The sequence below is a fragment of the Pseudomonas sp. KBS0710 genome (assembly GCF_005938045.2).
Lineage (GTDB): Bacteria > Pseudomonadota > Gammaproteobacteria > Pseudomonadales > Pseudomonadaceae > Aquipseudomonas.
Window position 1 is genome coordinate 62,909 of the sequence record NZ_VCCF02000002.1, and the last position, 23,542, is coordinate 86,450.

Below are 23,542 nucleotides of genomic sequence, written 5' to 3' on the forward strand. Positions count from 1 at the left end.
ATACTCCGGCATTATTTACGCCCGCCGTGCGAGGCCATCTTGGACAAGATCCTGATTCGTGGGGCTAGAACCCACAACCTGAAGAACATCGACCTGACCCTGCCCCGGGACAAACTGATCGTCATCACCGGCTTGTCCGGCTCGGGCAAATCATCCCTGGCGTTCGACACGCTGTATGCCGAGGGCCAGCGCCGCTACGTGGAGTCGCTGTCGGCCTATGCGCGGCAGTTTCTGTCGATGATGGAAAAACCCGACGTCGACACTATTGAAGGCCTGTCGCCGGCGATTTCCATCGAGCAGAAGTCGACCTCCCACAACCCGCGTTCCACCGTGGGCACCATCACCGAAATCTACGACTACCTGCGCCTGCTGTATGCGCGGGTGGGGATTCCACGTTGCCCGGACCACGACATTCCGCTGGAAGCCCAGACCGTCAGCCAAATGGTCGACCTGGTGCTGGCCCAGCCGGAAGGCGCCAAACTGATGCTGCTGGCGCCGGTGATCCGTGAGCGCAAGGGTGAGCACCTGTCGGTCTTCGAAGAGCTGCGGGCCCAGGGTTTTGTGCGGGCGCGCATCAACGGCAAGCTGTATGAGCTGGATGAAGCACCGAAGCTCGACAAGCAGAAGAAGCATTCGATTGATGTGGTGGTCGACCGTTTCAAAGTGCGTGCCGACTTGCAGCAGCGTTTGGCGGAATCGTTCGAAACCGCGCTGAAGCTGGCCGATGGTATTGCCCTGGTCGCACCGATGGATGACGAACCGGGCGAAGAGATCATCTTCTCCGCACGTTTTGCTTGCCCGATCTGCGGCCATGCGATCAGCGAGCTGGAACCCAAGCTGTTTTCCTTCAACAACCCGGCTGGCGCCTGCCCGACATGCGATGGCCTGGGCGTGAAGCAGTTCTTCGACATCAAGCGCCTGGTCAATGGTGACCTGACGTTGGCGGAAGGCGCGATACGCGGCTGGGACAGGCGCAACGTCTATTACTTCCAGATGCTGGGGTCGCTGGCGTCGCACTATAAATTCAGCCTGGAAGTGCCGTTCAACCAACTGCCGGCCGAGCAGCAGAAAGTCATCCTGCATGGCAGTGGCTCGCAGAACGTCGATTTCAAATACCTGAACGACCGCGGTGATATCGTCAAACGCTCGCACCCGTTCGAAGGCATTGTGCCGAACCTGGAACGTCGCTACCGCGAGACCGAATCGGCCAGCGTGCGCGAAGAGCTGGCAAAATTCCTCAGCACCCAACCGTGCCCGGATTGCCGTGGCACGCGGCTGCGTCGTGAGGCGCGGCATGTGTGGGTCGGTGAGAAAACATTGCCGGCGGTCACCAACCTGCCGATCGGCGATGCCTGTGAATACTTCGGTGTACTCAAGCTGACCGGCCGCCGTGGGGAAATTGCCGACAAGATTCTCAAGGAAATCCGTGAGCGCCTGCAGTTCCTGGTCAATGTCGGACTGGACTACCTGTCGCTGGATCGCAGTGCGGATACCTTGTCCGGTGGTGAGGCCCAGCGGATTCGCCTGGCCAGCCAGATTGGCGCTGGCCTGGTGGGCGTTCTGTACATCCTCGACGAGCCGTCGATTGGCCTGCACCAACGCGACAATGATCGCCTGCTGGGCACACTGAAACACCTGCGCGATATCGGCAACACGGTGATCGTGGTTGAGCACGATGAAGACGCGATTCGCCTGGCCGATTATGTAGTCGACATTGGCCCTGGAGCGGGTGTGCATGGCGGGCATATCGTCGCCGAGGGCACGCCTGCCGAAGTGATGGCTCACCCTGACTCGTTGACCGGCAAGTACCTGTCCGGTCGCGTGAAAATCGCAGTGCCAGCCAAGCGCACGCCACGTAACAAAAAGATGGCCTTGCACCTCAAGGGCGCGCGCGGCAACAACCTGCGCAATGTCGACCTGGAGATTCCGCTGGGCCTGCTGACCTGCGTGACCGGTGTTTCCGGCTCGGGCAAATCGACGCTGATCAACAACACGCTGTTCCCACTGAGCGCCACCGCCCTGAACGGCGCAACCACCCTGGAAGCGGCCGCACACGACAGCATCAAGGGCCTGGAGCATTTGGACAAGGTGGTCGATATCGACCAAAGCCCGATCGGCCGCACACCACGCTCGAACCCTGCGACCTATACCGGGTTGTTCACGCCGATACGCGAACTGTTCGCTGGCGTGCCGGAGTCTCGCTCGCGGGGCTACGGGCCTGGCCGGTTCTCTTTCAACGTCAAGGGTGGTCGGTGCGAAGCCTGCCAGGGCGACGGCCTTATCAAGGTGGAAATGCACTTCCTGCCGGACATCTACGTGCCGTGCGACGTGTGCAAGAGCAAGCGCTACAACCGCGAAACCCTGGAGATCAAGTACAAGGGCAAGAGCATCCACGAAACCCTCGAGATGACCATCGAGGAAGCTCGGGTGTTCTTCGATGCGGTTCCGGCGTTGGCGCGCAAGCTGCAGACGTTGATGGATGTGGGCCTGTCGTACATCAAGCTGGGGCAGTCGGCGACTACGTTGTCGGGTGGCGAGGCGCAGCGGGTGAAGTTGTCCCGTGAGCTGTCCAAGCGCGACACGGGCAAGACCCTGTATATCCTCGATGAGCCGACCACGGGCCTGCACTTTGCGGATATTCAGCAATTGCTCGACGTTTTGCACCGCTTGCGCGACCACGGCAACACGGTGGTAGTCATCGAGCACAACCTCGACGTGATCAAGACCGCCGACTGGCTGGTAGACCTGGGGCCCGAAGGCGGCTCCAAGGGTGGCCAGATCATTGCGGTGGGTACGCCGGAGCAGGTCTCCGAGATGCAACAGTCGCATACTGGTTACTACCTGAAGCCACTGTTGGCGCGCGACAGAGCCTGATTTATCGGGCTCATGAAAAAGCCCCTGTCACTTTGCGGTGACAGGGGCTTTTTTTTAGCCGGAAATCAGAACTGCGATTGCAGGTAATTCTCCAGACCGACCAACTTGATCAGCCCCAACTGCTTTTCAAGCCAGTAGGTGTGATCTTCTTCGGTGTCATTCAACTGCACGCGCAGAATTTCACGAGTGACATAGTCGTTGTGCTGCTCGCAGAGCTCGATGCCCTTGCAGAGCGCGGCACGCACCTTGTACTCGAGACGAAGGTCGGCAGCGAGCATATCAGGCACCGTGGTGCCCACGTCCAGGTCGTCGGGACGCATGCGCGGCGTGCCTTCGAGCATCAGGATACGGCGCATCAGCGCGTCGGCGTGCTGCGCCTCTTCTTCCATTTCGTGGTTGATACGCTCGTAGAGCTCGGTAAAGCCCCAGTCTTCGTACATACGCGAATGAATGAAATATTGGTCACGAGCTGCCAGTTCGCCCGTCAGCAACGTGTTGAGGTAATCGATTACGTCGGGGTGACCTTGCATCGCCCTACATCTCCCTGCTTGAAAGTCTGTAGTTTGAACCATGCTGACTCGAAGGTCACGGGACAAACGGCAGAAAAGCGAAGATATTCCGAGAAAAGTGGCGGAAATAACGCAAAAACCGCCCAAATGAGGGCGGTTCTGCTTCTCGTTTAGAGTCAGCTAAGCGTTACGCCCAGTGCAGTTGCAATGCCCTGGCCGTAAGCTGGGTCAGCCTTGAAAAAGTGCTGAAGCTGGCGCTGTACCACATCACTGCTGACGCCGGCCATCGCACCGGCGATGTTGTTAATCAGCAGCTTTTTCTGAGCATCGTCCTGCAGGCGGAACAACGCACCGGCATGGCTGTAGTAGTCCGTGTCTTCACGTTGGTCATAACGGTCAGCAGCACCGCTCAGCGCCAGAGGCGGCTCAGCGTACTGTGGCGCCTGCTTGGGTGTATCCGCAAAGCTGTTGGGCTCATAGTTAGGAGCCGCACCACCGTAACCAAAGGACATGGAACCATCGCGCTGGTTATTATTGACCGGACTCAATGGGGAGTTGATCGGCAACTGCTGATGGTTGGTGCCAACGCGATAGCGGTGGGCGTCCGCATAAGCGAAAACGCGACCTTGAAGCATACGGTCTGGCGACAGACCAACACCTGGAACCATATTGCTTGGGCCGAAGCATGCCTGCTCGACTTCAGCAAAGTAGTTCACCGGATTACGATTCAGCTCCAGTTCACCCACTTCGATCAACGGAAACTCCTGCTGCGACCAGGTTTTGGTCACATCGAACGGGTTTTCGTAGTGAGCAGCGGCCTGAGCCTCAGTCATGATCTGAATGTTGACGCTCCACTTTGGAAAGTCACCGCGCTCAATTGCAGCAAACAGGTCACGCTGCGCGTAATCAGGATCGGTACCGGCGATACGTGTCGCCTCCTCGGGTGTCAGGTTCTTGATCCCTTGCTTGGTTTTATAGTGCCACTTGACCCAATGGCGCTCGCCTTTGGCGTTGATAAGGCTGTAGGTATGACTCCCAAAGCCGTGCATGTGACGATAGCCGTCTGGAGTACCACGATCCGAGAACAGAATTGTGATCTGGTGCAGCGCCTCTGGGGACAATGACCAGAAGTCCCAGACCATTTGGGCACTTTTGAGGTTGGTTTGCGGCAAACGTTTCTGGGTGTGGATAAAATCCGGAAACTTGAGCGGGTCGCGAATGAAGAACACCGGGGTGTTGTTGCCAACGATGTCCCAGTTACCTTCCTCGGTGTAAAACTTCAAGGCGAAGCCGCGCGGGTCACGCGCAGTATCTGCCGAGCCGCGCTCGCCACCTACCGTAGAGAAACGCAAAAACGTCGGGGTCTGCTTGCCTACGGACTCAAAAAGTTTGGCACGGGTGTATTGGGTGATGTCCCGAGTGACGGTAAACGTACCGTGCGCACCTGAGCCTTTGGCGTGCACACGACGCTCAGGAATGTTCTCACGGTTGAAGTGCGCAAGCTTCTCGATGAGGTGAAAGTCATCGAGCAGCAACGGGCCACGCGGGCCAGCTGTGCGGGAGTTCTGGTTATCAGCGACGGGAGCGCCGCTGGCGGTAGTCAGAATTGTACTCATGCTCAATCTTCCTCAGGTCAGGCTTAGAACTGCCGGCTAATCGGCTTGGAGGGAGTATTGACCATCAAGATGACACCATCAAATGCATTAAATCATGGACTTTGATAGAAAATAACTAACAACCCGTCAGGGCGAATAGAGTTTGGATTAATAAGAGAACCGGCAGCGACCTGAGAAATATAGACGGCTTTTCTATCGCCCACAAAAAACCGGGCACTAGGCCCGGTTCTTCGATGCAGCGTGTCGTCTTACTCGGCGCTTACAGCTTCGCCGGCAGTAGCACGATCAACCAACTCGACATACGCCATAGGCGCATTGTCGCCAGTGCGGAAGCCGCACTTGAGGATGCGCAGGTAGCCACCCTCACGGGTAGCGTAACGCTTGCCCAGGTCGTTGAAGAGCTTACCAACGATAGCTTTCGAACGAGTACGGTCGAAAACCAAACGGCGGTTAGCCAGGCTGTCTGTCTTGGCCAAAGTGATCAGCGGCTCAGCAACGCGACGCAGTTCTTTAGCTTTCGGCAGTGTAGTTTTGATCAGCTCGTGCTCGAACAGCGACACCGCCATGTTTTGAAACATGGCCTTGCGGTGCGAGCTGGTACGGCTCAGGTGACGACCACTTTTACGATGACGCATGGTTCATTCCTTACCAAACTCACGTTCGGTGATTACGACGATCAGGCAGTCGCCTTGTCGTCCTTCTTAAGACTTGCAGGCGGCCAGTTGTCGAGGCGCATGCCGAGGGACAGACCGCGGGAGGCCAGAACGTCCTTGATTTCAGTCAAGGATTTCTTGCCCAGGTTCGGAGTCTTCAACAGTTCTACTTCGGTACGCTGAATCAGGTCGCCGATGTAGTAAATGTTTTCCGCCTTAAGGCAGTTAGCCGAACGTACAGTCAGTTCCAGATCGTCAACCGGGCGAAGCAGGATCGGATCGATCTCGTCTTCCTGCTCGATTACCACTGGTTCGCTGTCACCTTTGAGGTCGACGAACGCAGCCAACTGCTGTTGCAGGATGGTTGCAGCGCGGCGGATAGCCTCTTCAGGATCCAGAGTACCGTTGGTTTCCAGATCAATAACCAGCTTGTCCAGGTTAGTACGCTGCTCGACACGGGCGTTTTCCACCACGTATGCGATACGGCGAACCGGGCTGAACGAAGAGTCAAGCTGCAAGCGACCAATGCTGCGGCTTTCGTCTTCATCGCTCTGACGCGAGTCGGCCGGTTCATAACCACGACCACGAGCTACGGTGAGCTTCATGTTCAGGGCGCCGTTAGACGCCAGGTTAGCGATTACGTGATCGGGATTAACGATCTCGACATCATGATCCAGCTGAATATCGGCAGCGGTAACCACCCCCGAACCCTTCTTCGACAAGGTCAGCGTAACTTCGTCACGGCCGTGCAGCTTGATAGCCAGACCTTTAAGGTTCAACAGGATTTCAATTACGTCTTCCTGTACACCTTCGATGGCGCTGTACTCGTGGAGCACACCGTCAATCTCGGCCTCGACTACTGCACAGCCGGGCATTGAGGACAACAGGATGCGGCGCAGCGCGTTGCCCAGGGTGTGGCCAAAACCACGCTCGAGAGGCTCGAGAGTGATCTTGGCGCGGGTTGGACTGACAACCTGCACATCAATGTGGCGGGGTGTCAGGAACTCATTTACCGAAATCTGCATGGATGCACCTATTTTCTAGCCCTTACTTGGAGTAGAGCTCGACAATCAGGCTTTCGTTGATGTCGGCGGACAGATCACTGCGAGCAGGAACGTTCTTGAAAACGCCCGACTTCTTCTCAGTGTCTACTTCTACCCATTCTACGCGGCCACGTTGGGCACACAGATCGAGAGCTTGGACAATGCGAAGTTGGTTTTTTGCTTTCTCGCGAATCGCGACCACGTCACCAGCACGAACCTGGTAAGACGGCACGTTAACGGTTTGGCCGTTTACGCTGACGGATTTGTGCGATACCAGCTGACGGGATTCGGCACGAGTCGAACCAAAGCCCATACGGTATACAACGTTGTCCAGACGGCATTCGAGCAGTTGCAGCAGGTTTTCACCGGTTGCACCTTTCTTGCCAGCAGCTTCTTTGTAGTAGCCGCTGAACTGACGCTCGAGAACGCCGTAGATACGACGGACCTTCTGCTTTTCACGCAGTTGGGTGCCGTAATCGGACTGGCGACCGCGGCGTTGGCCGTGGATACCAGGTGCTGCTTCAATGTTGCACTTCGATTCGATCGCGCGCACGCCGCTCTTCAAGAAGAGATCGGTGCCTTCGCGACGAGCGAGTTTGCATTTTGGACCAATGTAACGAGCCATTCTTTACAATCTCCTGGATTACACGCGGCGCTTCTTCGGCGGACGGCACCCGTTGTGCGGGATTGGCGTCACGTCGGTGATGCTGGCGATCTTATAGCCACAGCCGTTCAAAGCACGGACAGCAGACTCACGACCTGGACCTGGACCTTTGACGTTAACGTCGAGGTTTTTCAGGCCGTATTCCAGCGCAGCTTGACCAGCACGTTCAGCAGCTACTTGAGCAGCAAACGGGGTGGACTTGCGGGAACCGCGGAAACCCGAACCACCAGAGGTAGCCCAAGACAGCGCGTTACCTTGACGGTCGGTGATGGTCACGATGGTGTTGTTAAAAGATGCATGGATGTGGGCGATGCCATCAACCACTGTCTTTTTAACTTTTTTACGAGGACGAGCAGCAGGTTTTGCCATGATAATTTTCCTGTCGATTCGCGTGGGCGATTACTTGCGGATCGGCTTACGCGGACCTTTACGGGTACGCGCGTTAGTCTTGGTACGCTGACCGCGTACTGGAAGACCACGACGATGACGCAGACCACGGTAGCAACCGAGGTCCATCAAACGCTTGATTTTCATGTTGATTTCGCGACGCAGGTCACCTTCAGTGGTGAACTTCGCCACTTCGCCACGCAACAGCTCAATCTGCTCGTCGCTCAGATCTTTGATCTTTGCGGCTGGGTTTACCCCAGTGTCTGCGCAAATTTTCTGCGCAGTAGTGCGACCAACACCATAGATGTAGGTCAGCGAGATAACAGTGTGCTTGTTATCTGGAATGTTAACGCCTGCAATACGGGCCATTCAGTGGGACTCCAATTGACAGCTACCTACGCCCCGGAAGCCAAGAAATAGGGCGCGAGATAATATCGCTGTAATAACAAATAATCAACCCGGCAGCGCACTAGCTGCCGGGCTTCAAGCGGATCACACTCAGCCTTGGCGCTGTTTGTGACGCGGTTCCGCGCTGCAAATTACTCGAACAACACCTTCGCGGCGAATAATCTTGCAGTTACGGCACAGCTTTTTCACCGATGCACGAACTTTCATCACCAACTCCTCGAACCTTATGGGGTACTCAGCGCAACATGCCGCTGCCGTAGCCCTTCAGGTTGGCTTTCTTCATCAGGGATTCGTACTGGTGCGAAACGAGGTGCGATTGTACTTGGGACATGAAGTCCATCACAACCACGACCACGATCAGCAACGAGGTCCCGCCAAGGTAGAACGGAACGTTTGCTGCAACCACCAGGAACTGGGGAAGCAAACACACGGCCGTCATATATAGAGCACCGAACAGGGTCAAACGAGTCAGAACGCCATCAATGTAGCGTGCCGACTGCTCACCTGGACGGATACCCGGAATAAAGGCACCGGACTTCTTCAGGTTTTCCGCTACGTCTTTCGGATTGAACATCAACGCCGTATAGAAGAAGCAGAAGAAAATAATCCCTGCACTAAACAGCAGAATATTCAACGGCTGACCAGGAGCGATCGACTGAGAGAGGTCCTGCAGCCAGCCCATATTTTCAGACTGACCAAACCAGGTACCCAACGAAGCCGGAAACAGCAAAATGCTGCTCGCGAAGATTGCCGGAATAACACCGGCCATATTCACTTTCAGCGGCAAGTGGCTGGTCTGCGCAGCAAAAACCTTACGGCCCTGCTGACGCTTGGCGTAGTGAACAGCAATACGACGCTGGCCACGCTCAATGAACACCACAAAACCGATAATCGCTACTGCCAGCAAACCGATGGCAACCAAGGCGAAGATATTGATATCACCCTGACGCGCAGACTCGAAAGACTGCCCGATTGCTCTCGGAAGACCGGCGACGATACCTGCGAAAATCAACATCGAGATACCGTTGCCAACACCACGCTCAGTAATCTGCTCACCCAGCCACATCATGAACATCGCGCCAGCCACAAACGTGGATACCGCGACGAAATAGAAGCCAAAGTCACCAGTGAACGCAACGCCCTGCCCCGCCAGGCCAACGGACATGCCGATAGCTTGAACCAGAGCGAGGACGACAGTGCCGTAGCGGGTGTACTGGCTAATCTTGCGACGGCCAGCTTCACCTTCCTTCTTCAACTGCTCCAGCTGCGGGCTGACGGCGGTCATCAACTGCATGATGATCGATGCCGAAATGTACGGCATGATCCCCAAAGCAAAGATGCTCATCCGTTCCAGCGCGCCGCCGGAAAACATGTTGAACAAGCTAAGAATGGTCCCCTCATTCTGTCGAAACAGGTCTGCGAGTCGGTCCGGGTTGATACCTGGAACCGGGATGTGTGCGCCTATTCGGTAGACGATAATCGCCAGGAACAGAAAACGCAGACGAGCCCAAAGTTCAGACATACCGCCTTTGCCGAGCGCTGAGAGAGCACCTTGCTTAGCCATTTATTCCTCGAACTTGCCGCCAGCTGCTTCGATAGCCGAACGCGCACCTTTGGTGGCGCCGATTCCCTTGCCGATAGTGACAGCGCGAGTCACTTCACCGGACAACATGATTTTCACACGTTGTACGTTGACGTTAATCACGTTGGCATCTTTCAGGGTCTGCACAGTAACGATGTCGCCTTCCACTTTAGCCAGCTCGGACAGACGCACTTCTGCGCGGTCCATGGCTTTCAGGGATACGAAACCGAACTTAGGCAGGCGACGATGCAGCGGCTGTTGACCGCCTTCAAAGCCTGGAGCAATGGTGCCACCGGAGCGAGAGGTTTGACCTTTGTGGCCACGGCCACCAGTCTTACCCAAACCGCTACCGATACCACGGCCCGGACGATGCTTTTCGCGACGGGAACCCGGCGCTGGACTCAGATCATTGAGTTTCATCGATTAACCCTCTACACGCAGCATGTAGTAAGCCTTGTTGATCATCCCGCGATTCTCGGGAGTATCCTGGACTTCTACAGTGTGACCGATGCGACGCAGACCCAAACCTTTAACACACAGTTTGTGGTTAGGAATGCGGCCGGTCATGCTTTTGATCAGCGTTACTTTAACGGTAGCCATGATCAGAAGATCTCCTTGACAGTCAAGCCGCGCTTGGCAGCAATGGACTCAGGAGATTGCATAGCTTTCAGACCCTTGAAAGTGGCGTGAACCACGTTTACCGGGTTAGTCGAGCCGTAGCACTTGGCCAGAACGTTCTGAACGCCAGCAACTTCGAGGACAGCACGCATAGCGCCGCCAGCGATGATACCGGTACCTTCAGAAGCAGGCTGCATGTACACCTTCGAAGCGCCGTGAGCGGACTTCATTGCGTACTGCAGCGTGGTGCCGTTCAGATCAACTTGGATCATGTTGCGACGAGCAGCTTCCATTGCCTTCTGGATCGCAGCAGGCACTTCACGTGACTTGCCACGGCCGAAGCCAACGCGCCCTTTACCATCACCAACCACGGTCAACGCGGTGAAAGTGAAGATACGGCCGCCTTTAACGGTTTTGGCTACGCGGTTAACTTGAACCAGCTTCTCAATGTAGCCTTCGTCGCGCTTTTGGTCGTTATTTGACATAACTTAGAACTCCAGCCCAGCTTCACGAGCAGCATCAGCCAGCGCTTTCACGCGACCGTGGTACTTGAAGCCAGAGCGGTCGAAAGCCACTTGCGAGACGCCCACGGCCTTAGCACGTGTAGCGACCAGCTGGCCAACCTTTGTGGCCGCGTCGATGTTGCCGGTGGCACCATCACGCAGTTCTTTATCCAAAGTCGAGGCGCTTGCCAGGACTTTGTTGCCGTCGGCCGAGATGACCTGGGCGTAGATGTGCTGCGACGAGCGGTACACGCAGAGACGCACGACTTCGAGTTCGTGCATTTTCAGGCGTGCTTTGCGAGCGCGACGCAGTCGAGTAACTTTTTTGTCGGTCATTTGCTATGCCCTACTTCTTCTTGGCTTCTTTACGACGGACGACTTCGTCCGCGTAGCGCACACCTTTGCCTTTGTACGGCTCTGGTGGACGGAAGTCGCGGATCTCAGCGGCCACCTGACCTACCAGCTGCTTATCAATACCCTTGATCAGGATATCGGTTTGGCTAGGGGTCTCAGCGGTGATGCCTTCCGGCAGTTCGTAATCCACTGGGTGCGAGAAGCCAAGGGCCAGGTTCAAAACCGTGCCTTTTGCTTGCGCTTTGTAACCAACACCGACCAGCTGGAGCTTACGCTCGAAGCCTTGGCTTACGCCTTGGACCATGTTGTTTACCAACGCACGCGTGGTACCTGCCATTGCGCGAGTTTGTTGATCGCCATTGCGAGCAGCGAAACGCAGCTCACCAGCTTCTTCAACGATCTCAACGGACGAATGGATGTTCAGTTCAAGAGTGCCCTTGGCACCCTTCACCGAAAGCTGTTGGCCTGCGAATTTTACTTCGACACCGGCTGGCAGCTTAACGGGGTTCTTAGCGACGCGAGACATGCTTATCCCCCCTTAGAACACAGTGCAAAGAACTTCGCCGCCGACACCGGCAGCGCGCGCAGCACGATCCGTCATCACACCTTTGTTGGTGGAGACGATAGACACGCCCAGACCGCCACGAACTTTCGGCAGATCTTCAGCGGACTTGTACTGACGCAGGCCTGGACGGCTAACGCGCTTCACTTCTTCAATGACCGAACGGCCTTCGAAGTACTTCAGCTCGATGGACAGCAGTGGCTTGGTTTCGCTGCTGATCTGATAACCCGCAATGTAGCCTTCGTCTTTCAGGACTTTGGCAACAGCTACCTTCAACTTGGAAGATGGCATGCTTACGACGGACTTTTCAGCCATCTGGGCATTACGGATACGAGTTAGCATGTCCGCTAACGGGTCCTGCATACTCATGGGCTAGACGCTCCTAATACAAAAAAATTAGCCTTGCGGCTACATATGTCGCCGAGAATCTCCGGGCATAAAAAACACGGGCTCAGGCGAGCCGCGTATTTTAGACATACTCCAGAAATGAAACAAGCCCCAAAAGGGGCTTGATCCAGATTCAAGGTCACCGGCGGTCAGTATCTTGCGATTCTGCCCGCCTGGACGTTGAAAGTACTTACCAGCTGGCTTTAACCAGACCTGGTACGTCACCACGCATTGCCGCTTCACGCAGTTTGTTACGGCCGAGGCCGAACTTGCGGTAAACGCCGTGTGGACGACCGGTCAGGCGGCAGCGGTTACGCATGCGCGAAGCGCTTGCGTCACGTGGCTGCTTCTGCAGAGCAACTGTTGCTTCCCAACGTGCTTCTGGACTTGCGTTCAGATCAACGATGATTGCTTTCAGTGCTGCACGCTTCTTGGCGTACTTGGCAACCGTGAGCTGACGCTTCAGCTCGCGGTTTTTCATGCTCATCTTGGCCATGGTCCTACTCCAATCAGTTGCGGAACGGGAATTTGAAAGCACGCAACAGGGCGCGACCTTCATCATCGTTCTTGGCAGTGGTGGTCAGGGTGATGTCCAGACCGCGGAGAGCATCGATCTTGTCGTAGTCGATTTCCGGGAAGATGATCTGCTCTTTCACGCCCATGCTGTAGTTACCACGACCATCGAAGGACTTGGCATTCAGGCCGCGGAAGTCGCGAACCCGAGGCAGGGAGATCGACAGCAGACGATCCAGGAATTCATACATACGCTCACGGCGCAGAGTCACTTTGACGCCGATCGGCCAACCTTCACGGACTTTGAAGCCAGCGATGGATTTCCGAGCGTAAGTCACAACGACTTTTTGACCGGTGATCTTTTCCAGGTCAGCAACAGCGTGCTCGATGACTTTTTTGTCACCGACCGCTTCGCCCAGACCCATGTTCAGGGTGATTTTGGTAACGCGTGGAACTTCCATCACGTTCGAAAGCTTAAGTTCTTCCTTAAGCTTCGGTGCGATTTCTTTCCAGTAAATCTCTTTTAGTCGTGCCATGGTCTTCTACCTAGCAGTGTTCAAGCATCAACCGCTTTTTGGGTCGACTTGAAGACACGAATTTTCTTGCCGTCTTCTACTTTGAAACCAACGCGGTCAGCCTTGTTGGTTTCGCCGTTGAAAATGGCGACGTTAGAAGCGTCCAGTGGAGCTTCTTTTTCGACGATACCGCCTTGTACGCCCGACATCGGGTTAGGCTTGGTATGACGCTTAACCAGGTTCAGACCACCGATAACCAGACGGTTATTAGCGAGAACCTTAAGCACCTTACCGCGCTTACCTTTGTCTTTGCCGGCGATCACGATGATCTCGTCGTCACGACGAATCTTTTGCATGTCGGATCTCCTTACAGCACTTCTGGGGCGAGCGAGACGATCTTCATGAACTTCTCAGTACGAAGTTCACGGGTCACTGGCCCAAAGATACGGGTGCCGATCGGCTCTTGCTTGTTGTTCAGAAGAACAGCAGCGTTGCCATCAAAGCGGATAATGGAGCCATCAGCACGACGTACGCCGTGACGAGTGCGGACTACAACAGCAGTCATCACTTGGCCTTTTTTCACCTTACCGCGAGGAATTGCTTCCTTCACGGTAACTTTGATGATGTCACCGATACCAGCGTAACGACGATGGGAGCCACCCAGCACCTTGATGCACATAACACGGCGAGCGCCGCTGTTATCGGCCACATCGAGCATGGATTGAGTCTGAATCATATAATTTCTCCGACCCCTAGTCCTTAGACTTCCACAGCGCGTTCGAGAACATCAACCAGTGCCCAAGACTTGGTCTTGGCCAGCGGACGAGTTTCACGAATAGTGACTTTGTCGCCGATGTGGCACTGGTTGGTTTCGTCGTGCGCGTGCAGCTTAGTCGAACGCTTAACATATTTACCGTAGATCGGGTGCTTAACGCGACGCTCGATCAGTACGGTGATGGTTTTGTCCATCTTGTCGCTGACAACACGGCCAGTCAGCGTACGGACAGTCTTTTCGGCTTCAGCCATGATCACTTACCTGCCTGCTGGTTGAGCACAGTCTTCACGCGAGCGATGTCACGCTTAACTTGCGAGAGCAGATGAGACTGCCCCAACTGGCCAGTTGCTTTCTGCATACGCAGATTGAACTGGTCGCGCAGCAGGCCGAGCAGTTGCTCGTTCAGCTGCTGTGCGGATTTTTCACGAAGTTCATTCGCTTTCATCACATCACCGTCCGTTTAACAAAGGCGGTGGCGAGCGGCAGCTTTGCAGCAGCCAGGGCAAAAGCCTCACGCGCCAGCTCTTCAGTTACACCCTCGATTTCATACAGGACTTTGCCTGGCTGAATCTGGGCTACCCAGTATTCCACGTTACCCTTACCTTTACCCATCCGAACCTCGAGAGGTTTTTTGGAGATCGGCTTGTCCGGGAATACACGGATCCAGATCTTGCCGCCACGTTTAACGTGACGGGTCAGTGCACGACGCGCTGACTCGATCTGACGAGCGGTGAGACGACCACGAGCTACAGACTTCAGCGCGAACTCGCCGAAGCTGACTTTGCTACCGCGCTGAGCCAGACCACGGTTGTGGCCTGTCATCTGCTTGCGGAACTTCGTACGCTTTGGTTGCAACATTTGGCGTACCCCTTACTTAGCAGCTTTTTTACGAGGCGCTGGTGCTTGTGGTTTCAGTTCTTCTTGGCGACCACCAATTACTTCGCCTTTGAAGATCCAAACCTTTACACCGATCACACCGTAAGTGGTGTGAGCTTCGTAGTTGGCATAGTCGATGTCGGCACGCAGGGTGTGCAGTGGCACACGACCTTCGCGATACCATTCAGTACGTGCGATTTCAGCACCGCCGAGACGACCGCTCACTTGGATTTTGATGCCTTTGGCACCAATGCGCATGGCGTTCTGTACAGCGCGCTTCATAGCGCGACGGAACATTACGCGACGCTCCAGCTGCTGAGCTACGCTCTGCGCAACCAGCATACCGTCGAGCTCCGGCTTGCGGATCTCTTCGATATTGATGTGCACAGGCACACCCATTTGCTTGGTCAGGTCCTGACGCAGTTTCTCAACATCTTCACCTTTCTTCCCGATAACGATACCTGGACGAGCGGTGTGGATGGTGATACGTGCAGTTTGTGCCGGACGATGGATATCGATACGGCTTACGGACGCGCTTTTTAGTTTGTCTTGGAGATACTCACGCACCTTCAGATCAGCGAACAAATAGTCCGCATAAGTCCGACCGTCTGCGTACCAGACGGAGGTGTGCTCCTTGACGATTCCCAGGCGAATGCCAATGGGATGTACTTTCTGACCCATCTCTTCGACTCCGTTACTTGTCAGCAACCTTGACAGTGATATGGCAAGACCGCTTGACGATGCGATCAGCACGGCCTTTGGCACGTGGCATGATGCGCTTCAGCGAACGCCCTTCGTTGACGAAAACGGTGCTGACCTTCAGGTCATCAACGTCTGCGCCTTCGTTATGCTCGGCGTTGGCTACGGCCGACTCCAGCACTTTCTTCATGATCTCGGCGGCTTTCTTACTGCTGAAAGCCAACAGGTTGAGCGCTTCGCCCACCTTCTTCCCGCGGATCTGGTCGGCGACCAAGCGGGCTTTCTGGGCGGAGATTCGAGCGCCCGACAACTTAGCGGCTACTTCCATTTCCTAACCCCTTAACGCTTGGCTTTCTTGTCTGCCACGTGCCCACGATAAGTGCGGGTACCGGCAAACTCGCCCAGTTTGTGGCCGACCATGTCTTCGTTAACGAGAACTGGGACGTGTTGACGACCGTTGTGTACTGCGATGGTCAAACCGACCATTTGTGGCAGGATCATCGAACGACGCGACCAGGTTTTAACTGGTTTGCGATCGTTCTTTTCCGCCGCCACTTCGATCTTCTTCAGTAGGTGAAGATCAATAAAAGGACCTTTTTTCAGAGAACGTGGCACTGTCGTATCCCTCTATTTACTTGCGACGACGGACGATCATTTTGTCGGTACGCTTATTACCACGAGTCTTCGCGCCCTTAGTCGGGAAGCCCCATGGCGATACCGGATGACGACCACCAGAGGTACGACCTTCACCACCACCGTGTGGGTGGTCAACCGGGTTCATGGCAACACCACGAACGGTTGGGCGAACGCCACGCCAGCGTTTGGCACCAGCTTTACCCAGCGAACGCAGGCTGTGCTCGGAGTTCGAGACTTCACCCAGGGTCGCGCGGCATTCAGCCAGCACTTTACGCATCTCACCAGAACGCAGACGCAGGGTCACGTAGACACCTTCACGAGCGATCAGCTGAGCCGAAGCACCAGCGGAACGAGCGATTTGCGCGCCTTTACCTGGCTTCAATTCGATGCCGTGTACGGTGCTACCAACTGGAATGTTACGCAGTTGCAGAGCGTTGCCCGGCTTGATCGGCGCCAAAGCACCTGCGATCAGCTGGTCACCAGCACTCACGCCTTTAGGGGCGATGATGTAGCGACGCTCGCCATCTGCGTACAGCAGCAGAGCGATGTGAGCAGTACGGTTTGGATCGTATTCAATACGCTCGACAGTGGCAGAGATGCCATCTTTGTCGTTGCGACGGAAATCGACCAGACGATAATGCTGCTTATGGCCACCACCGATGTGACGAGTGGTAATACGACCATTGTTGTTACGACCACCAGTCTTCGATTTTTTCTCGAGCAGCGGTGCGTGAGGAGCGCCTTTATGCAGCTCCTGGTTGACCACCTTGACCACAAAACGGCGGCCAGGGGAAGTCGGTTTGCATTTAACGATTGCCATGATGCACCCCTTCCTTACTCAGCACTGCTGCTGAAATCGAGATCTTGGCCTGGCTGAAGGGAGATAACTGCCTTCTTCCAGTCATTACGCTTGCCCAGACCGCGAGCAGTGCGCTTGCTCTTACCCAGAACATTCAGGGTAGTAACACGCTCTACTTTCACGCTGAACAGGCTTTCGACGGCCTTCTTGATTTCCAGCTTGGTTGCGTCAGTTGCAACCTTGAAAACGAACTGGCCTTTCTTGTCAGCCAGAACCGTAGCCTTTTCGGAAACGTGCGGGCCAAGCAGAACTTTAAATACGCGTTCCTGGTTCATCCCAGCAGCTCCTCGAATTTCTTCACGGCCGACACGGTGATCAACACCTTGTCGTATGCGATCAGACTAACTGGATCGGAACCTTGCACGTCACGTACATCAACGTGTGGCAGGTTGCGAGCAGCCAGGTACAGGTTCTGATCAACAGCTTCAGACACGATCAAAACATCGGTCAGGCTCATGTTGTTCAGTTTGCCCAGCAGATCTTTGGTTTTTGGACTTTCAACAGCGAAGTCCTGAACCACGACCAGGCGATCAGTACGCACGAGTTCAGCAAGGATGGAGCGCAGTGCTGCGCGATACATCTTCTTGTTGAGCTTCTGAGTGTGATCCTGCGGACGAGCTGCGAAAGTGGTACCGCCGCCACGCCAGATTGGGCTACGGATAGTACCGGCACGAGCACGGCCAGTACCTTTCTGACGCCAAGGGCGCTTACCGCCACCACGTACGTCGGAACGGGTCTTTTGCTGCTTGCTACCTTGACGGCCGCCGGCCATGTAGGCCACGACTGCTTGGTGAACCAGCGTCTCGTTGAATTCGCCGCCAAATGTCAGTTCGGAAACTTCGATCGCTTGAGCGTCATTTACATTTAATTGCATGTCAGCTTCCCCTTAACCGCGAGCCTTGGCCGCTGGACGTACAACCAGGTTGCCGCCAGTAGCGCCAGGAACAGCACCCTTGACCAACAACAGATTGCGTTCAGCGTCGACGCGCACTACTTCGAGGGACTGCACGGTCACGCGCTCAGCGCCCATATGACCGGACATTTTTTTGCCCTTGAATACACGACCAGGAGTCTGGCACTGGCCAATAGAGCCCGGGACGCGGTGGGAAACGGAGTTACCGTGAGTGTTGTCTTGGCCACGGAAATTCCAACGCTTGATCGTACCCTGGAAGCCTTTACCTTTGGACTGACCGGTTACATCAACCAGTTGACCAGCGGCGAAGATTTCAGCGTTGATCAGATCGCCAGCCTGGTAGTCGCCGTCTTCGAGACGGAACTCCATAACAGTGCGACCAGCTGCAACGTTTGCTTTAGCGAAGTGACCTGCTTGAGCAGCAGTCACACGCGAAGCGCGACGCTCGCCGACAGTGACTTGCACTGCACGATAGCCATCGGTTTCTTCAGTTTTGAACTGGGTGACGCGATTCGGCTCGATCTCAATGACCGTGACCGGAATGGAGACACCTTCTTCGGTGAAAATACGGGTCATACCGCATTTACGACCGACTACACCAATAGTCATGTTGTAAACCTCATGAGTGTACGGGGCTTTCACCCGCTATGGCCGCCCATTTCAGAGCGTTACACGACTAAGACCCAAGTCTTAGCCGAGGCTGATCTGTACTTCCACACCGGCCGCCAGATCAAGCTTCATAAGTGCATCAACGGTTTTATCCGTTGGCTGGACGATGTCCAGTACGCGCTTATGAGTACGGATCTCGTACTGGTCACGCGCGTCTTTGTTGACGTGCGGGGAGACCAGAACGGTGAACCGTTCTTTACGGGTAGGCAGTGGAATTGGACCACGCACTTGAGCACCAGTACGTTTCGCGGTTTCCACGATTTCCTGGGTGGATTGGTCGATCAGGCGATGGTCAAAAGCCTTCAACCTGATACGGATTTGCTGATTTTGCATTGGATTTCAGACTCCGGCTGCTATTCCCAGCGAGCGCAATACGCCCGTTAAAAGGAGGCGCAATTCTATAGACGGCCCTGATAGGTGTCAACCCAATAAAAAAGGCCCCCGCTGAGCGGGGGCCTTTTCAAAACATCAGAGCTATCTCAGAAGAGATAATTACTCGATGATTTTAGCTACAACGCCAGCACCAACGGTACGGCCGCCTTCACGGATTGCGAAACGCAGACCGTCTTCCATAGCGATGGTTTTGATCAGGGTGACAACCATTTTGATGTTGTCGCCTGGCATTACCATTTCTACGCCTTCCGGCAGTTCGCAGTTACCGGTTACGTCGGTAGTACGGAAGTAGAACTGTGGACGGTAGCCTTTGAAGAACGGAGTGTGACGACCGCCTTCTTCTTTGCTCAGCACGTACACTTCAGCTTCGAACTTGGTGTGCGGCTTAACCGAACCTGGCTTAACCAGAACCTGGCCACGCTCAACGTCGTCACGCTTGGTACCACGCAGCAGAACGCCGCAGTTCTCGCCTGCACGACCTTCGTCGAGCAGTTTACGGAACATTTCAACACCGGTGCAGGTGGTGACGGTAGTGTCACGCAGACCAACGATTTCCAGTGGATCTTGAACCTTAACGATACCGCGCTCGATACGACCAGTTACAACAGTACCGCGACCGGAGATCGAGAATACGTCTTCGATTGGCATCAGGAACGGCTTGTCGATAACACGAACTGGATCTGGGATGTAGCTGTCCAGAGTTTCAACCAGTTTACGAACGGACGTGGTGCCCATTTCGTTATCGTCTTTGCCTTCCAGAGCCATACGAGCAGAACCGATGATGATCGGAGTGTCGTCGCCTGGGAAGTCGTAAGTGCTCAGCAGGTCGCGCACTTCCATCTCAACCAGTTCCAGCAGCTCAGCGTCGTCTACCAGGTCAGCCTTGTTCAGGTAAACCACGATGTACGGAACGCCTACCTGGCGGGACAGCAGGATGTGCTCACGGGTTTGTGGCATCGGACCATCAGCGGCCGAGCAAACCAGGATCGCGCCGTCCATCTGGGCAGCACCGGTGATCATGTTCTTCACATAGTCAGCGTGACCTGGGCAGTCAACGTGAGCGTAGTGACGGATCAGCGAGTTGTATTCAACGTGCGCGGTGTTGATGGTGATACCACGAGCTTTTTCTTCTGGAGCGCTGTCGATTTTATCGAAATCAACGATTGCGGAACCGAAAACTTCGGAGCAAACGCGAGTCAGAGCAGCAGTCAGAGTGGTTTTACCGTGGTCAACGTGACCGATGGTGCCAACGTTGACGTGCGGTAGGGAACGATCAAATTTTTCTTTAGCCACGACAATTAACTCCTTGCCTAAAGGACTGAATCAGCCTTGTTTTTTGGATACAGTTTCAGCGATGTGCGCCGGAGCTGTGTTGTATTTTTTGAATTCCATAGAGTAGCTTGCGCGACCCTGGGACATGGAGCGAACGTCGGTCGCATAACCGAACATCTCACCCAACGGAACCTCGGCGCGAATCACTTTGCCGGAAACCGTGTCTTCCATACCCAAGATCATGCCGCGACGACGGTTAAGGTCGCCCATGACATCACCCATATAGTCTTCAGGTGTAACAACTTCTACCGCCATGATTGGCTCAAGCAACTCACCACCGCCCTTCTGGGCCAGTTGCTTGGTTGCCATGGAAGCAGCCACCTTAAACGCCATCTCGTTGGAGTCGACGTCGTGGTAAGAACCGTCAAAAACGGTTGCTTTCAGGCCGATCAGCGGATAGCCGGCAACAACACCGTTCTTCATCTGCTCTTCGATGCCCTTCTGGATAGCAGGGATGTATTCCTTAGGAACAACACCACCGACTACTTCGTTCACGAATTGCAGACCTTCCTGACCTTCGTCAGCAGGCGCAAAACGGATCCAGCAGTGACCGAACTGACCACGACCGCCGGACTGACGAACGAACTTGCCTTCGATTTCACAGTTCTTCGTGATGCGCTCACGATAGGAAACCTGAGGCTTACCGATGTTGGCTTCGACGTTGAACTCACGGCGCATCCGGTCAACCAGGATGTCCAGGTGCAGCTCGCCCATGCCGGAGATGATCGTTTGACCAGTCTCTTCATCAGTCTTGACGCGGAAAGATGGATCTTCCTGAGCAAGTTTGCCCAGAGCGATACCCATTTTTTCCTGGTCATCCTTGGTCTTAGGCTCTACGGCAACCGAAATAACCGGCTCCGGGAAGTCCATACGAACCAGGATGATTGGCTTGTCAGCGTTGCACAAGGTTTCACCAGTGGTGACGTCCTTCATGCCGATCAAGGCCGCGATGTCACCAGCGCGTACTTCCTTGATCTCTTCGCGGGCGTTTGCGTGCATTTGCACCATACGACCCACGCGCTCTTTCTTGCCTTTAACCGAGTTGATCACGCCGTCGCCGGAGTTCAACACGCCCGAGTAAACGCGGACGAAGGTCAAGGTACCCACGAATGGGTCAGTGGCAATTTTGAATGCCAAAGCGGAGAACGGTTCTGCGTCGTCTGCATGACGCTCCAGCTCGATAGTCTCGTCATCCGGGTCAGTACCCTTGATGGCAGGAATATCCACTGGTGCCGGCAGGTAGTCGATCACAGCATCGAGAACCAGGGGAACACCCTTGTTCTTGAACGAGGAACCGCAAACAGCCAAGACGATCTCACCAGCGATAGTACGCTGACGCAGAGCAGCCTTGATTTCCACGTTGGTGAGTTCTTCACCTTCGAGGTACTTGTTCATCAGCTCTTCGTTGGCTTCAGCCGCAGCTTCAACCATGTTGTTGCGCCATTCGTCAGCCAGTTCCTGCAGTTCAGCAGGGATAGGCTTGCGAACCGGAACCATACCTTTGTCAGCATCGTTCCAGTAAACAGCTTCCATGGTCAGCAGATCGATCTGGCCCTGGAAGTTGTCTTCGGAACCGATAGCCAACTGGATTGGCACCGGGGTGTGACCCAGGCGCTGCTTGATCTGACCGATCACGCGCAGGAAGTTGGCACCAGCACGGTCCATCTTGTTTACGTAAACAAGACGTGGAACGCCGTATTTGTTGGCTTGACGCCATACGGTTTCCGACTGAGGCTCAACACCCGAGGTACCGCAGAACACAACGACAGCGCCGTCGAGTACGCGCAGGGAACGCTCAACTTCAATGGTGAAGTCTACGTGGCCCGGGGTATCGATTACGTTGAAGCGGTGCTCATCCTTGTACTGCTTCTCGGAACCTTTCCAGAAGGCGGTAATAGCAGCAGAAGTAATGGTAATACCACGCTCCTGCTCCTGAACCATCCAGTCTGTGGTCGCGGCGCCGTCATGCACCTCGCCCATCTTGTGACTTTTGCCGGTGTAAAACAGTACGCGCTCGGTGGTGGTGGTTTTACCAGCATCCACGTGAGCAACGATACCGATGTTACGGTAGCGGCTAATCGGAGTAGTACGAGCCATAAAGCCCTCGCAAAATTAGTGAAGCTAAGATTAGAAGCGGTAGTGCGAGAAAGCTTTGTTAGCTTCAGCCATACGGTGCACGTCTTCACGCTTCTTAACAGCAGCACCTTTACCTTCAGCAGCGTCCAACAGCTCGCCGGCCAAACGCAGGGCCATAGACTTCTCGCCGCGCTTACGGGCGAAGTCTACCAACCAGCGCATTGCCAGAGCGTTACGACGGGACGGACGAACTTCGACCGGAACCTGGTAAGTAGCACCGCCTACACGGCGCGACTTCACTTCGACCAGCGGAGCGATGGCGTCGAGAGCTTTCTCGAAGATTTCCAGGGGGTCGCTGTTCTTGCGTTCTTTAACCTTTTCCAGCGCGCCATAAACGATACGCTCGGCAACGGCTTTCTTGCCGCTTTCCATCACGTGGTTCATGAACTTGGCCAGAATTTGGCTTCCGTATTTTGGATCGTCAAGCACTTCGCGCTTGGCTGCTACGCGTCTTCTTGGCATGGATAAGCCCTCAAACGGTCTTCAGGTTCGTTCGGAATCGGTGCCCTTTCGGGACGCCTCCGACCTTACTCTTATCGACTCAGAAAATAAGATGATTCAGTTTTACAAAAAGCCGCTACTACTTAGGCTTCTTGGTACCGTACTTCGAACGACCCTGGTTACGACCTTTAACGCCGGAAGTATCCAAGGAGCCGCGTACGGTGTGGTAACGAACACCTGGCAAGTCTTTTACACGACCGCCGCGGATCAGTACCACGCTGTGCTCTTGCAGGTTGTGGCCTTCACCGCCGATGTACGAGGAAACCTCGAAACCGTTGGTCAGGCGCACACGGCATACTTTACGCAGTGCCGAGTTAGGTTTTTTCGGCGTGGTGGTATACACACGAGTGCATACGCCACGACGTTGCGGGCAGTTCTGCAGCGCAGGTACGTCGGATTTCTCGACGATACGCTTACGCGGCTGACGTACCAGCTGGTTGATAGTTGCCATCTACTAGCTCCACTGTTGTCTTGCGACGCTATTGTCTTGCAAGAAAAGCAAAATGGCAGGAACGAATTCCCGCCAAATTTAGGGGTACAAGAGTCTAAAGAGGATCTTGCCCCC

Annotated in this window: 35 protein-coding genes; 1 reads left to right on the plus strand and 34 read right to left on the minus strand. The window is 54.9% G+C overall.

Annotated elements, in window-relative coordinates:
- The first annotated feature begins 39 nt into the window (after positions 1–39).
- On the plus strand, positions 40–2,874 hold the full coding sequence (uvrA, locus tag FFI16_RS30150; protein WP_138813633.1) for an excinuclease ABC subunit UvrA: 2,835 nt from the start codon (positions 40–42) through the stop codon (positions 2,872–2,874).
- A gap of 65 nt (positions 2,875–2,939) precedes the next feature.
- On the opposite strand, the gene bfr is transcribed toward uvrA, so the two are convergent.
- From bfr to rpsL, 34 genes are all read right to left on the minus strand, one after another.
- Positions 2,940–3,404, minus strand: coding sequence for a bacterioferritin (gene bfr, locus FFI16_RS30155; protein WP_015886133.1), 465 nt, complete (start codon positions 3,402–3,404; stop codon positions 2,940–2,942).
- Between the two features lie 155 nt (positions 3,405–3,559).
- Positions 3,560–4,999: a catalase gene (locus FFI16_RS30160; protein ID WP_371923641.1), complete on the minus strand. Its 1,440-nt coding sequence runs from the start codon at positions 4,997–4,999 to the stop codon at positions 3,560–3,562.
- Between the two features lie 248 nt (positions 5,000–5,247).
- Complete coding sequence (gene rplQ / locus FFI16_RS30165; protein ID WP_017135967.1) at positions 5,248–5,634, minus strand: 50S ribosomal protein L17; 387 nt, start codon at positions 5,632–5,634, stop codon at positions 5,248–5,250.
- 41 nt (positions 5,635–5,675) lie between these two features.
- Entirely contained in the window at positions 5,676–6,677 is a 1,002-nt protein-coding gene (rpoA, locus tag FFI16_RS30170; protein ID WP_003176403.1) for a DNA-directed RNA polymerase subunit alpha, read from the minus strand.
- A gap of 22 nt (positions 6,678–6,699) precedes the next feature.
- On the minus strand, positions 6,700–7,320 hold the full coding sequence (gene rpsD / locus FFI16_RS30175; protein WP_003210056.1) for a 30S ribosomal protein S4: 621 nt from the start codon (positions 7,318–7,320) through the stop codon (positions 6,700–6,702).
- An 18-nt stretch (positions 7,321–7,338) separates the two neighbouring features.
- Positions 7,339–7,728, minus strand: a complete 390-nt coding sequence (gene rpsK, locus FFI16_RS30180; protein WP_002555466.1) for a 30S ribosomal protein S11 — start codon at positions 7,726–7,728, stop codon at positions 7,339–7,341.
- 30 nt (positions 7,729–7,758) lie between these two features.
- Positions 7,759–8,115, minus strand: coding sequence for a 30S ribosomal protein S13 (gene rpsM, locus FFI16_RS30185; RefSeq protein WP_003210063.1), 357 nt, complete (start codon positions 8,113–8,115; stop codon positions 7,759–7,761).
- A 129-nt stretch (positions 8,116–8,244) separates the two neighbouring features.
- Positions 8,245–8,361: a 50S ribosomal protein L36 gene (rpmJ, locus tag FFI16_RS30190; protein WP_002555468.1), complete on the minus strand. Its 117-nt coding sequence runs from the start codon at positions 8,359–8,361 to the stop codon at positions 8,245–8,247.
- A gap of 28 nt (positions 8,362–8,389) precedes the next feature.
- Positions 8,390–9,718, minus strand: coding sequence for a preprotein translocase subunit SecY (gene secY, locus FFI16_RS30195; protein ID WP_016969470.1), 1,329 nt, complete (start codon positions 9,716–9,718; stop codon positions 8,390–8,392).
- Positions 9,719–10,156 carry a 50S ribosomal protein L15 gene (rplO, locus tag FFI16_RS30200; RefSeq protein WP_003176407.1) on the minus strand — a complete coding sequence of 146 codons (438 nt, stop codon included), beginning with the start codon at positions 10,154–10,156 and terminating at the stop codon, positions 9,719–9,721.
- Positions 10,157–10,159: 3 nt separating this feature from the next.
- A complete protein-coding gene (rpmD, locus tag FFI16_RS30205; RefSeq protein ID WP_003176408.1) occupies positions 10,160–10,336 on the minus strand; it encodes a 50S ribosomal protein L30 in 177 nt (58 codons plus the stop codon).
- A 2-nt stretch (positions 10,337–10,338) separates the two neighbouring features.
- The gene (gene rpsE, locus FFI16_RS30210; RefSeq protein ID WP_003176409.1) at positions 10,339–10,839 is read right to left on the minus strand and encodes a 30S ribosomal protein S5; all 501 of its coding nucleotides are present in this window, start codon (positions 10,837–10,839) and stop codon (positions 10,339–10,341) included.
- 3 nt (positions 10,840–10,842) lie between these two features.
- Positions 10,843–11,193, minus strand: coding sequence for a 50S ribosomal protein L18 (gene rplR, locus FFI16_RS30215; protein ID WP_017135964.1), 351 nt, complete (start codon positions 11,191–11,193; stop codon positions 10,843–10,845).
- Between the two features lie 10 nt (positions 11,194–11,203).
- Positions 11,204–11,737 carry a 50S ribosomal protein L6 gene (gene rplF, locus FFI16_RS30220; RefSeq protein WP_003176412.1) on the minus strand — a complete coding sequence of 178 codons (534 nt, stop codon included), beginning with the start codon at positions 11,735–11,737 and terminating at the stop codon, positions 11,204–11,206.
- A gap of 12 nt (positions 11,738–11,749) precedes the next feature.
- A complete protein-coding gene (gene rpsH / locus FFI16_RS30225; protein ID WP_010566853.1) occupies positions 11,750–12,142 on the minus strand; it encodes a 30S ribosomal protein S8 in 393 nt (130 codons plus the stop codon).
- Between the two features lie 208 nt (positions 12,143–12,350).
- Positions 12,351–12,656, minus strand: coding sequence for a 30S ribosomal protein S14 (rpsN, locus tag FFI16_RS30230; protein ID WP_003176414.1), 306 nt, complete (start codon positions 12,654–12,656; stop codon positions 12,351–12,353).
- A 13-nt stretch (positions 12,657–12,669) separates the two neighbouring features.
- Positions 12,670–13,209, minus strand: coding sequence for a 50S ribosomal protein L5 (gene rplE, locus FFI16_RS30235; RefSeq protein ID WP_003176415.1), 540 nt, complete (start codon positions 13,207–13,209; stop codon positions 12,670–12,672).
- 20 nt (positions 13,210–13,229) lie between these two features.
- Positions 13,230–13,544, minus strand: coding sequence for a 50S ribosomal protein L24 (rplX, locus tag FFI16_RS30240; protein ID WP_003176416.1), 315 nt, complete (start codon positions 13,542–13,544; stop codon positions 13,230–13,232).
- 11 nt (positions 13,545–13,555) lie between these two features.
- A complete protein-coding gene (gene rplN / locus FFI16_RS30245) occupies positions 13,556–13,924 on the minus strand; it encodes a 50S ribosomal protein L14 (RefSeq protein WP_002555479.1) in 369 nt (122 codons plus the stop codon).
- Positions 13,925–13,947: 23 nt separating this feature from the next.
- Entirely contained in the window at positions 13,948–14,214 is a 267-nt protein-coding gene (gene rpsQ, locus FFI16_RS30250) for a 30S ribosomal protein S17 (protein ID WP_003176419.1), read from the minus strand.
- A 2-nt stretch (positions 14,215–14,216) separates the two neighbouring features.
- Entirely contained in the window at positions 14,217–14,408 is a 192-nt protein-coding gene (gene rpmC / locus FFI16_RS30255; RefSeq protein ID WP_002555481.1) for a 50S ribosomal protein L29, read from the minus strand.
- Positions 14,408–14,821 (minus strand): 50S ribosomal protein L16, encoded by a 414-nt coding sequence (gene rplP / locus FFI16_RS30260; RefSeq protein ID WP_003232424.1) that lies wholly within the window; start codon positions 14,819–14,821, stop codon positions 14,408–14,410. Before rplP ends, rpmC begins: the two co-directional genes overlap by 1 nt.
- 12 nt (positions 14,822–14,833) lie before the next feature.
- Entirely contained in the window at positions 14,834–15,520 is a 687-nt protein-coding gene (gene rpsC, locus FFI16_RS30265) for a 30S ribosomal protein S3 (protein WP_003176422.1), read from the minus strand.
- Positions 15,521–15,533: 13 nt separating this feature from the next.
- Entirely contained in the window at positions 15,534–15,866 is a 333-nt protein-coding gene (gene rplV / locus FFI16_RS30270; RefSeq protein ID WP_003103908.1) for a 50S ribosomal protein L22, read from the minus strand.
- Between the two features lie 11 nt (positions 15,867–15,877).
- The gene (rpsS, locus tag FFI16_RS30275) at positions 15,878–16,153 is read right to left on the minus strand and encodes a 30S ribosomal protein S19 (RefSeq protein WP_002555486.1); all 276 of its coding nucleotides are present in this window, start codon (positions 16,151–16,153) and stop codon (positions 15,878–15,880) included.
- A gap of 16 nt (positions 16,154–16,169) precedes the next feature.
- On the minus strand, positions 16,170–16,994 hold the full coding sequence (gene rplB, locus FFI16_RS30280) for a 50S ribosomal protein L2 (RefSeq protein ID WP_003176423.1): 825 nt from the start codon (positions 16,992–16,994) through the stop codon (positions 16,170–16,172).
- Between the two features lie 14 nt (positions 16,995–17,008).
- The gene (rplW, locus tag FFI16_RS30285) at positions 17,009–17,308 is read right to left on the minus strand and encodes a 50S ribosomal protein L23 (RefSeq protein ID WP_002555488.1); all 300 of its coding nucleotides are present in this window, start codon (positions 17,306–17,308) and stop codon (positions 17,009–17,011) included.
- Positions 17,305–17,907: a 50S ribosomal protein L4 gene (gene rplD, locus FFI16_RS30290; RefSeq protein ID WP_017135963.1), complete on the minus strand. Its 603-nt coding sequence runs from the start codon at positions 17,905–17,907 to the stop codon at positions 17,305–17,307. The genes rplW and rplD overlap by 4 nt, the downstream gene beginning before the upstream one ends.
- Before the next feature lie 12 nt (positions 17,908–17,919).
- A complete protein-coding gene (gene rplC / locus FFI16_RS30295) occupies positions 17,920–18,555 on the minus strand; it encodes a 50S ribosomal protein L3 (protein ID WP_003194649.1) in 636 nt (211 codons plus the stop codon).
- A gap of 81 nt (positions 18,556–18,636) precedes the next feature.
- Positions 18,637–18,948 carry a 30S ribosomal protein S10 gene (gene rpsJ, locus FFI16_RS30300; RefSeq protein WP_003186070.1) on the minus strand — a complete coding sequence of 104 codons (312 nt, stop codon included), beginning with the start codon at positions 18,946–18,948 and terminating at the stop codon, positions 18,637–18,639.
- A 159-nt stretch (positions 18,949–19,107) separates the two neighbouring features.
- Positions 19,108–20,301 (minus strand): elongation factor Tu, encoded by a 1,194-nt coding sequence (tuf, locus tag FFI16_RS30305; RefSeq protein WP_003176426.1) that lies wholly within the window; start codon positions 20,299–20,301, stop codon positions 19,108–19,110.
- 30 nt (positions 20,302–20,331) lie between these two features.
- Positions 20,332–22,437: an elongation factor G gene (fusA, locus tag FFI16_RS30310; protein ID WP_015886136.1), complete on the minus strand. Its 2,106-nt coding sequence runs from the start codon at positions 22,435–22,437 to the stop codon at positions 20,332–20,334.
- 30 nt (positions 22,438–22,467) lie between these two features.
- Positions 22,468–22,938 (minus strand): 30S ribosomal protein S7, encoded by a 471-nt coding sequence (gene rpsG / locus FFI16_RS30315; protein ID WP_002555493.1) that lies wholly within the window; start codon positions 22,936–22,938, stop codon positions 22,468–22,470.
- A 118-nt stretch (positions 22,939–23,056) separates the two neighbouring features.
- The gene (gene rpsL, locus FFI16_RS30320) at positions 23,057–23,428 is read right to left on the minus strand and encodes a 30S ribosomal protein S12 (protein WP_002555494.1); all 372 of its coding nucleotides are present in this window, start codon (positions 23,426–23,428) and stop codon (positions 23,057–23,059) included.
- Between the last annotated feature and the right edge of the window lie 114 nt (positions 23,429–23,542).

What these genes read in the sequence shown, in the direction of transcription:
- bfr (WP_015886133.1), bottom strand. Translation starts at nt 3,404, where the DNA reads ATGCAAGGTCACCCCGACGTAATCGATTACCTCAACACGTTGCTGACG.
- FFI16_RS30160 (WP_371923641.1), bottom strand. Translation starts at nt 4,999, where the DNA reads ATGAGTACAATTCTGACTACCGCCAGCGGCGCTCCCGTCGCTGATAAC.
- rplQ (WP_017135967.1), bottom strand. Translation starts at nt 5,634, where the DNA reads ATGCGTCATCGTAAAAGTGGTCGTCACCTGAGCCGTACCAGCTCGCAC.
- rpoA (WP_003176403.1), bottom strand. Translation starts at nt 6,677, where the DNA reads ATGCAGATTTCGGTAAATGAGTTCCTGACACCCCGCCACATTGATGTG.
- rpsD (WP_003210056.1), bottom strand. Translation starts at nt 7,320, where the DNA reads ATGGCTCGTTACATTGGTCCAAAATGCAAACTCGCTCGTCGCGAAGGC.
- rpsK (WP_002555466.1), bottom strand. Translation starts at nt 7,728, where the DNA reads ATGGCAAAACCTGCTGCTCGTCCTCGTAAAAAAGTTAAAAAGACAGTG.
- rpsM (WP_003210063.1), bottom strand. Translation starts at nt 8,115, where the DNA reads ATGGCCCGTATTGCAGGCGTTAACATTCCAGATAACAAGCACACTGTT.
- rpmJ (WP_002555468.1), bottom strand. Translation starts at nt 8,361, where the DNA reads ATGAAAGTTCGTGCATCGGTGAAAAAGCTGTGCCGTAACTGCAAGATT.
- secY (WP_016969470.1), bottom strand. Translation starts at nt 9,718, where the DNA reads ATGGCTAAGCAAGGTGCTCTCTCAGCGCTCGGCAAAGGCGGTATGTCT.
- rplO (WP_003176407.1), bottom strand. Translation starts at nt 10,156, where the DNA reads ATGAAACTCAATGATCTGAGTCCAGCGCCGGGTTCCCGTCGCGAAAAG.
- rpmD (WP_003176408.1), bottom strand. Translation starts at nt 10,336, where the DNA reads ATGGCTACCGTTAAAGTAACGCTGATCAAAAGCATGACCGGCCGCATT.
- rpsE (WP_003176409.1), bottom strand. Translation starts at nt 10,839, where the DNA reads ATGTCAAATAACGACCAAAAGCGCGACGAAGGCTACATTGAGAAGCTG.
- rplR (WP_017135964.1), bottom strand. Translation starts at nt 11,193, where the DNA reads ATGACCGACAAAAAAGTTACTCGACTGCGTCGCGCTCGCAAAGCACGC.
- rplF (WP_003176412.1), bottom strand. Translation starts at nt 11,737, where the DNA reads ATGTCTCGCGTCGCTAAGAACCCCGTTAAGCTGCCAGCCGGTGTCGAA.
- rpsH (WP_010566853.1), bottom strand. Translation starts at nt 12,142, where the DNA reads ATGAGTATGCAGGACCCGTTAGCGGACATGCTAACTCGTATCCGTAAT.
- rpsN (WP_003176414.1), bottom strand. Translation starts at nt 12,656, where the DNA reads ATGGCCAAGATGAGCATGAAAAACCGCGAGCTGAAGCGTCAGCTCACG.
- rplE (WP_003176415.1), bottom strand. Translation starts at nt 13,209, where the DNA reads ATGGCACGACTAAAAGAGATTTACTGGAAAGAAATCGCACCGAAGCTT.
- rplX (WP_003176416.1), bottom strand. Translation starts at nt 13,544, where the DNA reads ATGCAAAAGATTCGTCGTGACGACGAGATCATCGTGATCGCCGGCAAA.
- rplN (WP_002555479.1), bottom strand. Translation starts at nt 13,924, where the DNA reads ATGATTCAGACTCAATCCATGCTCGATGTGGCCGATAACAGCGGCGCT.
- rpsQ (WP_003176419.1), bottom strand. Translation starts at nt 14,214, where the DNA reads ATGGCTGAAGCCGAAAAGACTGTCCGTACGCTGACTGGCCGTGTTGTC.
- rpmC (WP_002555481.1), bottom strand. Translation starts at nt 14,408, where the DNA reads ATGAAAGCGAATGAACTTCGTGAAAAATCCGCACAGCAGCTGAACGAG.
- rplP (WP_003232424.1), bottom strand. Translation starts at nt 14,821, where the DNA reads ATGTTGCAACCAAAGCGTACGAAGTTCCGCAAGCAGATGACAGGCCAC.
- rpsC (WP_003176422.1), bottom strand. Translation starts at nt 15,520, where the DNA reads ATGGGTCAGAAAGTACATCCCATTGGCATTCGCCTGGGAATCGTCAAG.
- rplV (WP_003103908.1), bottom strand. Translation starts at nt 15,866, where the DNA reads ATGGAAGTAGCCGCTAAGTTGTCGGGCGCTCGAATCTCCGCCCAGAAA.
- rplB (WP_003176423.1), bottom strand. Translation starts at nt 16,994, where the DNA reads ATGGCAATCGTTAAATGCAAACCGACTTCCCCTGGCCGCCGTTTTGTG.
- rplW (WP_002555488.1), bottom strand. Translation starts at nt 17,308, where the DNA reads ATGAACCAGGAACGCGTATTTAAAGTTCTGCTTGGCCCGCACGTTTCC.
- rplD (WP_017135963.1), bottom strand. Translation starts at nt 17,907, where the DNA reads ATGCAATTAAATGTAAATGACGCTCAAGCGATCGAAGTTTCCGAACTG.
- rplC (WP_003194649.1), bottom strand. Translation starts at nt 18,555, where the DNA reads ATGACTATTGGTGTAGTCGGTCGTAAATGCGGTATGACCCGTATTTTC.
- rpsJ (WP_003186070.1), bottom strand. Translation starts at nt 18,948, where the DNA reads ATGCAAAATCAGCAAATCCGTATCAGGTTGAAGGCTTTTGACCATCGC.
- fusA (WP_015886136.1), bottom strand. Translation starts at nt 22,437, where the DNA reads ATGGCTCGTACTACTCCGATTAGCCGCTACCGTAACATCGGTATCGTT.
- rpsG (WP_002555493.1), bottom strand. Translation starts at nt 22,938, where the DNA reads ATGCCAAGAAGACGCGTAGCAGCCAAGCGCGAAGTGCTTGACGATCCA.
- rpsL (WP_002555494.1), bottom strand. Translation starts at nt 23,428, where the DNA reads ATGGCAACTATCAACCAGCTGGTACGTCAGCCGCGTAAGCGTATCGTC.